Source organism: Candidatus Cardinium sp. cBcalN2 (assembly GCF_022810445.1).
In the GTDB taxonomy this organism is placed as follows: domain Bacteria; phylum Bacteroidota; class Bacteroidia; order Cytophagales; family Amoebophilaceae; genus Cardinium.
This window is the reverse complement of sequence record NZ_JAACGD010000106.1, coordinates 1-10,826: the sequence shown is the minus strand read 5'-3', so window position 1 is coordinate 10,826 and position 10,826 is coordinate 1. Positions and strand designations below refer to the sequence as shown.

Sequence of the window (10,826 nt, the reverse complement as noted above, 5' to 3'; positions counted from 1 at the left end):
GTTTTTGCTTTTTCTACGTATCTTTACCAATGCGCTGAACGGCTACGAAAAAAGTGTCATAAGAAATGCGTTATTTACCAGTGTTGTGAACAGATATTTAATGTTTAGCAGCAGTTTTTGGATAAAATGTGCATGAAACCATGATTAATCCTACAGATACAGCCACATCAGCTATGTTAAAGATAGGAAGGCAATATATATAGTAATGCCCCCAAATAGGTAACCAACTAGGAAGCACCCCAGACCAAAGATCAATATGCAACATATCAATTACCTGGCCATAGAACCACTTCATAGGGGCATCAGCAGGAGCATTATTCAAATAAACACCGTAAAAAATGCTATCAATACTATTGCCAATAGCGCCGCCTAGAACCAAGGCCCACCCCCAGATCCAAGCAGCAGGGGCACTTTTTCTGACAGATTGAATAATATACCAACAGATATATAAAGAAGCCGAAAGGCGAAACATAGTAATCAATAACTTGCCGTACTTAAAACCCAAATGGATACTAAAAGCCATGCCAGGATTTAATGTATAAGTAAGCTTAAAAATATTTCCCAAAAGTTTAATTTGCTCATCTATACCCATCTCCATATTAGCATAGACCCAAAGCTTGGAGGCTTGATCTGCAAGAATAATTAAAAATGTAATAGAAAAATATTTTAAAAATTGCTTCATATAGCCACTTTTATGCAATAAAGTCAGTTAGTTGGTCATTTGTTTTTAATGCAGCTGATGCATTAAAAGAATAAAAAATAAAAGCTAATCCCAAAAAAATAGCTAAGTCTGCTATATTGAAAATAGGCAGCAAGCACATCTCTTGTCCTCCCCAAATAGGTACCCAACTAGGAATAAGACCAGACCAAAAATCAATATGAATGATATCAATTACCTGGCCATGGAACCACTTCATAGGGGCATCAGCAGGAGCATTATTCAAATAAACACCATAAAAAATGCTATCAATACTATTGCCAATAGCACCACCTAAAAGAGCTATCCACCCCCAAGTCCAAAGAGGATGAGTTGGCTTAGCTAATGATTGCACAATATGAATGGCAACATAGAGTGAAGCAAAAAGACGAACAAAGGTGATCAGAAGCTTACCATATTTAAAGCCAAGCTGCAACCCAAAAGCCATGCCATAGTTTAAAACATAAGTCAACTTAAATAGGTTACCCAGAATTTTAATATGGTGATCTAGACCTAATTGCATGTGGCTATAAGCCCAAAGCTTGGATCCTTGATCTGCAAGGATGATGAGCAACAATGCTAGAATGTATTTGGCATATCTTTTCATGATAGAATAGTGTGTAATATTTTTGTGTCTACTTACAACTTTAGTAAAAAAATTTTTTATGCTCGATAAAAAAGTGACCCAAAAATCAAGCGCTACCGCAGTGCTGAGTAGATACATAATGATTTAGCATTAAAAAATTAAGTTGCACTTTTTCCCTTGGTATTTTCATAACCAGCTTTTTTGCTTTTCTGTAGTGGAATACGCAATGCAACATATAGACTATAGCCAAAAGCATGATCAAATTCTGCTAATCCAAACCCTGGAATATCAAATGGAGAAATATATAAATTATTTTTTATTTTTTTGTTAAACTTATAACGAGCTGTACAGCCAATAGATAGTATACTAATCAGAGCCACTTTACCCCCTGCTACAATTTCCCACCAATGGGCTATTGCCGCATCTTTTCTATTTTGGAAAATAATAGGTACCTCTGTGCATTTTTTAGTTTTAGAACAATCGTCAGCTGAATCGTGATTGCATTGTAGTTTATTACTTTTTATTTGAAAATCAAAGAAACTTTTAGCATAACGGAATCCTATAAAAAATTGATTGTGTGCTGGAGTTGGTGTTAAAAAATTATACCCCAAACCTATTCTAAAATATTTACCATCAGCAGAGGCAAAAGAGCCTTTATGGTTCCTTCTGTCACGCTGGATTGCCCCTAATCCATAGTCCAAATCAAATAAAATACGACTAAAATCAATAGACCCATTTAGTTCATACGCAAGACCTGTTTTTTGGTACCAACCCACACAAGTTTTGGCTACATCTGCACCAACATAACCAGTAGTTGGCCAAATGGTATTTGGCAGTAATTGATCATTAGCTACTAAATAGTGAGGAATGGTAACCGAAAAAACTATATAAAAAAAGGGCTTAGTAATATAACGTAACATGAGTTTTGGATTCTTTTGTATCTACTTGCAATGGCACGGCCGATTCGATGCTAAATCGTTTAAAAATAGGGTTAGTATTAGGCATAGTATGCAATTGTATCTCCTTAATAAGGTATTGTATTTGCAGTCCACCAGCTTCAGGAGAAATCAAGGAGGCCTTGCGTTCATAGCGAATGGTCACTGTCTGATAATACATAGTCTTATGCTTAGTGCCCCTAGATGCTAGGTTAAAGCTTACGGTATCAGCATTTGGGTTTAAAGGTATACTAACGCTATCATGGCTTATTTTAATTTCAACAAGTTGATTATTGTCTGATGCTAAAAACGCAATTAGATTATTTTCCTTAAACAATTTTTCAATTTTAAGACTCTGCAAGTTTTGGGGTAATTCTGGGTTAAATTCACCTTTTTCTACCTCAAATTTAATGTTTACCTGGGAGGCATATCTACTCTCCCAATTTTTAAAGTCTTTACACGATAACAAGCCTAGAAACAAGCCAATAAAAGCTTTTCGGAGATATTTGGCCAGGGAAGAAGCAACTAAAAAAGAAACAAGCATGTACGAAAAAAGTTATAATAAAGGAGCGTTTTTTCTTTTTGTGTATAGTCTTAGCGCAGGACTGAATGGATTTATAAATTTACGTGTTAAAAATATAGCAAGCAAACAGCGCGTTTAGCAGAAAATACTATAGGTTTAATTCTTGTTTTAAACAATAACCTGTATGACTCTCTGCTACCATAGCAATCGCTTCTGGCGTACCCTGCGCTACTATATGGCCTCCATCTCGCCCGCCATCGGGTCCAACATCAATGATATGGTCTGCTACTTTTATAATATCCATATTGTGTTCTATAATTAGTACCGTATTACCTTGCTCTACTAATTTTTTTAGAACAGACAATAAAGCTAGAATATCTTGAAAGTGCAAACCGGTACTCGGTTCATCTAGGATATATAGTGTATCTCCGGTACTTTTTTTAGCTAGTTCTGTCGCTAATTTGACCCTTTGTGCTTCTCCACCTGATAAAGTAGTAGCATGTTGCCCCAGGGTAATGTACCCTAGCCCGACTTGTTCTAAGGTTCGGAGTTTAACCAATATAGATGGATGACTTTCGAAAAAAGGCATCGCATTGGATACCGTCATATCTAAGACATCGGCAATAGATTTACCTTTATACTGCACCTCCAAGGTTTCCCGACTGTATCTTTTGCCCTTGCAACTATCACATTTTACATATACTTCTGGTAGAAAACCCATTTCTATACGCTGAATACCCGCTCCTTCACAAGTATTACATCGACCTTCTTTTAGATTAAAAGAGAATCTACTTGGCTTATAGCCTCTAATTTTAGCTTCTGGCAAAATCGAAAAAAAGTTACGTATATCAGTAAACATACCGGTATAGGTACTAGGGTTAGAACGGGGCGTTCTGCCTATAGGTGACTGACTAACTTCTATAACTTTATTAATGTGGGTTAAGCCAACCGCTTCTCCATAAGGTAATGGTGTAGCCTGACTGTTGTAGAGATGTTTTTTAAGAACAGGTAAGAGGGTTTTACGAATCAAAGAAGATTTGCCACTTCCTGAAACCCCTGTTACGCAAATCATTAAACCTAATGGAATCGTTAAAGTGATATTTTTTAAGTTATTTCCGCTACATCCTGTAATGGTTACAGTTTTGCCATTTCCTGTTTTGCGATTGGCTGAAAAAGCAAAATGCTTTTTTTGGGTTAAAAATTCAGCTGTGACGCTAGGTTGTGCTAAAAAATGGACTAAGGGGCCCGCTGCAACTACTTCCCCTCCATAAGCACCAGCTTGAGGCCCTATTTCAATCAAATAGTCCGCTGCCAACATAATCTCCTTGTCATGCTCTACTACAAGTACCGTATTGCCTATATCTCTAAGTGCCTTTAAAGCGCTGATAAGGCGCCCATTGTCGCGTTGATGTAAGCCAATACTTGGTTCATCAAGAATATAGAGCACACCCAATAATTGGGTACCTATTTGTGTGGCCAATCTAATGCGTTGCGCTTCCCCTCCTGATAAGGTACTTAAGCTTCTATTAAGATGTACATAATGCAGGCCAACATCTATTAAAAATTGTAGTCGTTTCAAGATTTCTTTTACAATCTCATGTGCAATGATTTGCTGTTTTGCTGTCAAGAACGCAGGTAACTCAGCAAACCATTTTTTGAGGGCATCTAGGTCCATTGCAACCAAATCAGTAATACTTTTGTCTTGAATCTTAAAAGACCTAGCTATTGGGTTTAGTCTAGTTCCTTGACAATCTGGGCATATAGCTGTGTAACTAAACCCCTCTTCTGGACTACCATTCCGTGTAACTGTTTCACGTTCTTGTTGTTTGATAAGTGCAGCAATAATACCTTCAAAAGGTTCAACACAATCTGCAATAAGCACAGAGCGGTAGGGTGTAATATTACCAAACAATAACAAATTCAATACAGTTGGAGGCAATGTTTCAACAGGATCGGTAATTTGACATTGAAAAAACTTTAGTAGAGCCGCTATCTTTTTGAATAATAAAGATACTTTATAAGGACCCAATGGTACAATGGCACCATTTTGAATACTGATGCTTTTATCTGGAATAAGCGTGTTGACATCTATCTGGGTAATTTCGCCCAATCCATCGCAGCTAGCACATGCCCCGTACGGTGTATTAAAAGAAAAAAGATTGGGCTCTGGTGCATCATAAGCTAGGCCGGTTTCTTCATCCATTAAATAGGTAGAAAAATAGTGATCTTTTTGCTCAGGATCTACTATTAATAATGTTCCCTTGCCATATTCTATAGCCAGTTGCAATCCATTTTTGATACGATCTAGCTCTTTTAGGTCTATTAAGATATGATCTATAATCAAAGCAATATCATGTTTTTTATGGCGGGCCAGCTTTAGGCTATCTGTGAATTCAATAATGGCACCATCGACTCTAACTTTATTAAAACCTAACTTAATCAAACGTTTTAACAATGCTTGATGATGGCCTTTTCTGCCTCTAACAACAGGAGCCATTAGGGTAACTCTTTTTCTAGAGAAGGTGCGTAATAGATGAGCAAGGATTTGCTCTTCATCTTGGGTTACCATTTTGTTACCCGTAGTGTAGGCATAGGCGTCGGCTATTCGTGCAAAAAGCAAACGCATAAAGTCATAGATTTCTGTAGTAGTTCCAACCGTAGAGCGTGCATTTCGGTTGGTTGTTTTTTGTTCAATCGCAATAACCGGACTTAGCCCATTGATTTTATCTACTTCTGGTCTGGTTAAGCTACCCAAAAAACCCCGCGCATAGGCACTAAAACTTTCCCTGTATCGCCTTTGCCCCTCTGCATTTATGGTATCAAAGGCTAAAGAGGATTTGCCACTACCACTGACACCTGTAATAATTACCAGTTGATTACGTGGAAAAACAACATCAATATTTTTTAAATTGTGGGTCCTTGCACCCAAAACTTCTACATAATCAAAACCATATAGATCTTTAGAAGCATGATTGGGCTGTTTTGTATCCATGTTGTCTGGCATATAGCTCAAGAAATTTAGTCAAATGCGGCCTGGTTAGCATATTCTGTAACACTAGTTATATACGAGAATAGATAGCTCTATTTATATTAAGCTCCTATTTTAGGCATATATGTTATAAAATGCAAAAGATGACAGCCTATACCAGACTGCTTGCGCTTAACTATTCCTAACTATCTACCAGCACAAGACGCTATCCTGTTACAGGATCAACGCAATCTTTTGCATGGATTAAGCAAGTTTTTCAAAAAAATAATATCATTGCTACTTATCGACCTTATAAGGATTATAAGAATCTGCCAATTCAGGTTTTGGCTTTAGTGGGTAGGTAAAGTGTATTTCTTAGTGCTCGACTGCGCTTCTCCTAAAAATGGCTTATCGCAAATAGGTTTTGGCAAATAGGCTAATAACTGGTAGCCTTGTTTGGCTTGTTGGCTGTGTAGGGTGCTTACCGATCGGAATGCAGAAGGAGGTGTTGTCTCTTTCTTGCTAGCCTGCTACGATAGCATTACATAGAAACTATTATTTAGCAGTTGATTAACAAATATTTATCAAGAGCTATTACTTAAGCAATAGCCCTTGATGTTGATATGGCAGGTCTAATACATTGGGGCAGTTAGTGTTACTATTGGTTGCTGTGCAGGGTACTTACTGATCGGAATGCAGAAGGAGGGTGTTGTTTCTTTTTTGATAGCGTGCTACGATAGCATTATATTATATGCTTTCTTCATTTCTTTCTCTACTATTAGACGCAATTCATCAGCATACTTTTTATTTATGCCACCTCCCATGTAACCTTTATTTTCTAGATGAGTAATATCGTCTAAGATAGAGTTCCATTGTTTTCCTCCTAAGCTATCTTTTACCAACTTTATGACATGCTCGAACATTTTAATGTTATCTTGATAGATAATAGGTGATACATTGATGTTTAGTATTTTTTTTGCTTTTGATGATAATATGATGCTCATCCATACAGACTTGCCTTTTTTATCTTTCTCAAAAAGTTGCTTTATAGCTTCACCTTCGTCCAGTGCTTTTATTCTTAGCCATATCATTTGAAACGCGTTTAATAGGTGCAAGCGAGCAGTTACTTGAAGTAGTGTTTCACCATCCTTATTTTTTTCTTTAAATCTTTCTGGAGGTGCTTTAGGAAGGAATGATATCAAATGTGTCTGATTATTTTTTATTGCGATATCTACTGGACCCTGGCCTTTATTGTTTTTTATCCAAATTTTATCCTGAGGAAGCACTTGAGTTAATTTAATTTGGATATCTCTTAGCCCATATCTTGCTGCAAGATGCAGAGCTGTATTTCCATTTTTATTTTGTGCAGATAATAAATCTCGGTTTTCTTGCATTACTGCCTGTATTACTTCTTTTATTATATCCAGGTCTTTTGTTTCAAGGGCATAATGTAGCGGTGTGTTACCTGAACCTGGATGTACAGTATCAATCTTTATAGGCTTAATGGTCTCATCGCCTATATTGTATGCACAATTGAGAAAAAGCTGGATTATTTTCAGACTTTTCCGTATTATAGCCCCCTCAAGAGGTGTTGTACCACGTATTGGGTCACGTGCATTTAGGAAATCTGGGTTTGCATGCTTGTAGCCTGATTTCATATCTTCTATAAAGCGATTTAATATAGCGGCTACGTGGTCATGGTTTCCTGTTTTTACGGAAGCGAACAATTGCGTTCGACCTTTTTCATCTGAGATAGTAATATCTCTTAGATTGGCTAGATCCCTGATAAATATCTCTGAACTCATGTTCCTTGCTTTATGCCCGGCTGTGCCTCCACAACTGCGAGCCTGCAACCCAACCAATAGAGATAAAATCGTAATGCCTGTTGCAAACAAACTAGATGGTTTAGGATTCAGATTAAGTTTTTTCATAATATATTTTTTTCTAACTATTAATCTTGAGTAAGCTTATAAGTGCCTTTATCTTAAAAGCGCTCTTTTGACAAAATTAAGCAATCCGTGCTAAAAAAACTAAATTGCACCAATACTATCCTTGCTTTTTTAGGTAAGTTATAGTTGAAATTTTGGTTTTGGGTAGCTTGATCTCAGTGATAATGTTTATAATATATTTTTTCTATTTCTATGTCAAAATTAGTTGAGCCAACGCCATTAATGAGGCAATATTTCGCTATTAAAGCCAAATATCCTGGGGCATTGTTGCTATTTCGAGTAGGTGATTTTTATGAAACCTTTTTGGAAGATGCGGTTAAGGCCAGTAAGGTGCTAGATATTACCCTTACGAAACGAGCCAATGGATCGGCTGCTAGTGTGGAGTTGGCTGGTTTTCCTCATCATGCGCTAGATCTTTATCTGCCTAAATTGGTAAAGGCGGGCTATCGGGTAGCGATTTGTGATCAGTTGGAAGACCCCAAACAAGCCAAGGGTATTGTACGAAGGGGGGTTACAGAATTGGTTACGCCGGGTCTTTCTTTTAGTGAAGCGGTTTTAGATACAAGAGCTAATAATTACCTAGCCGCTATCTTTTTTGACAAAGCATTAATTGGTATGGCTTTTTTAGATCTTTCTACCGGAGAATTCTTTGTTACGCAAGGAAATACCGATTACTTGCAAAAGGTAATGCATCATTTGGCACCATCGGAAATTGTTTTTAACAAAAAACAAGAGGCTTTGTGGAATGATTTTGGGCAAAGTAATGTGCATACTTATGCAATGGAAGATTGGGTTTTTCAGTTTGACTATGCTTATGGTTTACTGAATGGTCATTTTGGTACTCAGTCCTTAAAAGGGTTTGGGGTATCAGATTACCCTGTAGGTATTGTAGCAGCTGGGGTTATTTTGCATTATTTATCAGAAAATGAGCATAAAAAAATCACACATATTCGTTCGATAATCCGGCTAGAGGAACATCAGTATGTTTGGTTAGATCAATTTACCGTTAAAGCTTTGGAATTAATGGTGCCACAGCAGGTGGGCGGAACGGCACTTATTGAAATACTAGATAGAACGGTTACCTCAATGGGGGGACGTTTGCTTAAAAAATGGCTATTGTTTCCTCTTAAAGAAGTAGTACGCATTCAAAAACGGCTAGATATCGTGGCCTATCTCGTAGAAGATCCTGATTTAGCAGGTTTATTGGTCAGTCATTTGAAACAGATAGGTGACCTAGAGCGGCTTATAGCTAAGGTAGCGGTGGGCAGGGTGAATCCACGGGAGATGATGGCGCTAAAAAGAGCATTGGAGCAGGTAGAACCTATCCAAGCCGCATTGCAGGCTACTGGCTTCTCTTTATTACAAAACTTTAGAGAACAGCTCCATCACTGTCATGCTTTGGTAGCAAGTATTCAACATACCCTTCAGGAAGATCCTCCTATACTGACCCATCAAGGGGGCATCATTCAGCCTCATGTCAATGATCGGTTGGATGCCTTAAATAAAATTATCTACGATGGTAAAAATTATTTGGTTGAATTGCAACAAAAGGAGAGCAAACGTACCAACATCCCTTCTTTAAAAGTTGCTTACAACCGCGTATTTGGTTATTACCTAGAAGTACCGAATGCCCATAAAAATAAAGTGCCTGCAGATTGGATGCGCAAACAAACCTTAGCTGGTGCAGAACGTTATATCACAGAAGACTTAAAACAGTATGAAGAGGAGCTGTTACATGCAGGTGAGGAAGCACAGCTGCTAGAGCAACAACTTTATCAAGCATTAGTAACAGAAGCAATAAGCTATATTTCTCCTATTCAGGAAAATGCAAAACATATTGCCCAATTGGATGTTTATCTTTCTTTTGCTAAACAGGCCACTGAGCACCAGTATACCAAGCCTATAATAGATGATGGCAAGCTACTTAATCTTAAAGGTAACCGACATCCTGTTATTGAGCAGCGTTTGCCTGTAGACAAAACCTACACCCCTAATGATATTTATTTAGACCCATCGGCACAACAAATCATAGTGATTACGGGGCCTAATATGGCTGGCAAATCAGCCTTGTTGCGTCAGGTTGCCCTAACGGTATTAATGGCACAAATGGGTTCTTTTGTACCAGCCACTTCGGCACAAATTGGTGTGGTAGATAAAATATTTACAAGAGTAGGTGCATCTGATAACTTGGCCCAAGGGGAATCTACTTTTATGATGGAGATGACTGAAACAGCCAGTATTATGCATAACCTTAGTGATCGTAGCCTGGTATTGATGGATGAGATAGGACGTGGTACCAGTACCTATGACGGGATTTCTATTGCCTGGGCATTGGTAGAATACTTGCATAACCATTCGCGCTATAGGGCTAAAACACTTTTTGCTACCCACTACCACGAGTTGAATGAATTGGCCAAAGAACTCCCTAGGGTTAAAAATTTTAATGTAGCGGTTCAGGAAATAGATCGGAAGATTCTATTTCTACATAAACTAGTTCCGGGAGGTAGTGAGCATAGTTTTGGCATTCATGTAGCCCAAATGGCCGGTATGCCGGCCATGATTTTAGCAAGAGCTAGGGCCATATTGGCCCATTTATCGCAAGTAGGTGGCAAAGTAGGTAAGGTCGATGAAAAGATTGAAAACCTGCCTAAGGAGCAATATCAGCTGAAACTTTTTGAGCCAAATGAGCCAAACAAAGGTTTAAGTGACCTTAAAGCTTTTTTAGAGGCTATTGATATGGATAGACTCTCGCCGGTAGAAGCCTTATTGAAATTAAATGAAATCAAAAATATGGTTACAAACTGTAATAAATAGGCACAAAAACAGATAACTATTTTGAAAAAAAAGAATCTTTAACTAAATTTGGTCTAGTGTAAACCCTATAGGCGAGAATAGCTCAGTTGGTAGAGCACGACCTTGCCAAGGTCGGGGTCGCGGGTTCGAGTCCCGTTTCTCGCTCTTCCGAAGGTAATTGATAATTTAGACTTTAGGTTATCGTAATTATCGCAAAAAACATCCATTGAGCACTCTATAGTAGAGCAATAAATAAAAAAGCTCTTTAAAGTAAGTGAAAAAGGTATGCGTTCAAGACTATACTATAGCGATTCTAGAAAAAACGCTCTTTATAAAATAGTTGCAATCAGAAATGGCCCCTTACAGCTGAAATAG

7 protein-coding genes and 1 tRNA gene are annotated in these 10,826 nt (G+C 37.8%); 2 read left to right on the top strand and 6 right to left on the bottom strand.

What is annotated here, in order from left to right; translation table 11 throughout:
* Nucleotides 1-97 precede the first annotated feature (97 nt).
* The 6 genes from MUW74_RS03295 to MUW74_RS03270 all read right to left on the bottom strand — a co-directional run bounded on the left by MUW74_RS03295 (nt 98) and on the right by MUW74_RS03270 (nt 7,640).
* Complete coding sequence (locus MUW74_RS03295; RefSeq protein WP_243518738.1) at nt 98-682, bottom strand: lipoprotein signal peptidase; 585 nt, start codon at nt 680-682, stop codon at nt 98-100.
* 10 nt (nt 683-692) lie between these two features.
* A complete protein-coding gene (locus tag MUW74_RS03290; protein WP_243553066.1) occupies nt 693-1,304 on the bottom strand; it encodes a signal peptidase II in 612 nt (203 codons plus the stop codon).
* A gap of 137 nt (nt 1,305-1,441) precedes the next feature.
* Entirely contained in the window at nt 1,442-2,203 is a 762-nt protein-coding gene (locus MUW74_RS03285) for a DUF6048 family protein (protein WP_243518752.1), read from the bottom strand.
* Nucleotides 2,184-2,762 carry a DUF6452 family protein gene (locus MUW74_RS03280; protein WP_243518770.1) on the bottom strand — a complete coding sequence of 193 codons (579 nt, stop codon included), beginning with the start codon at nt 2,760-2,762 and terminating at the stop codon, nt 2,184-2,186. The genes MUW74_RS03285 and MUW74_RS03280 overlap by 20 nt, the downstream gene beginning before the upstream one ends.
* 127 nt (nt 2,763-2,889) lie before the next feature.
* Nucleotides 2,890-5,733: an excinuclease ABC subunit UvrA gene (gene uvrA / locus MUW74_RS03275; RefSeq protein ID WP_243518773.1), complete on the bottom strand. Its 2,844-nt coding sequence runs from the start codon at nt 5,731-5,733 to the stop codon at nt 2,890-2,892.
* Between the two features lie 707 nt (nt 5,734-6,440).
* The gene (locus MUW74_RS03270; protein ID WP_243518774.1) at nt 6,441-7,640 is read right to left on the bottom strand and encodes an ankyrin repeat domain-containing protein; all 1,200 of its coding nucleotides are present in this window, start codon (nt 7,638-7,640) and stop codon (nt 6,441-6,443) included.
* A gap of 210 nt (nt 7,641-7,850) precedes the next feature.
* On the opposite strand from MUW74_RS03270, the gene mutS reads away from it, so the two are divergent.
* Both mutS and MUW74_RS03260 read left to right on the top strand, forming a co-directional pair.
* Nucleotides 7,851-10,472, top strand: a complete 2,622-nt coding sequence (gene mutS, locus MUW74_RS03265) for a DNA mismatch repair protein MutS (protein ID WP_243518776.1) — start codon at nt 7,851-7,853, stop codon at nt 10,470-10,472.
* Between the two features lie 71 nt (nt 10,473-10,543).
* A tRNA-Gly gene (locus tag MUW74_RS03260) sits at nt 10,544-10,616 on the top strand.
* Nucleotides 10,617-10,826 lie beyond the last annotated feature (210 nt).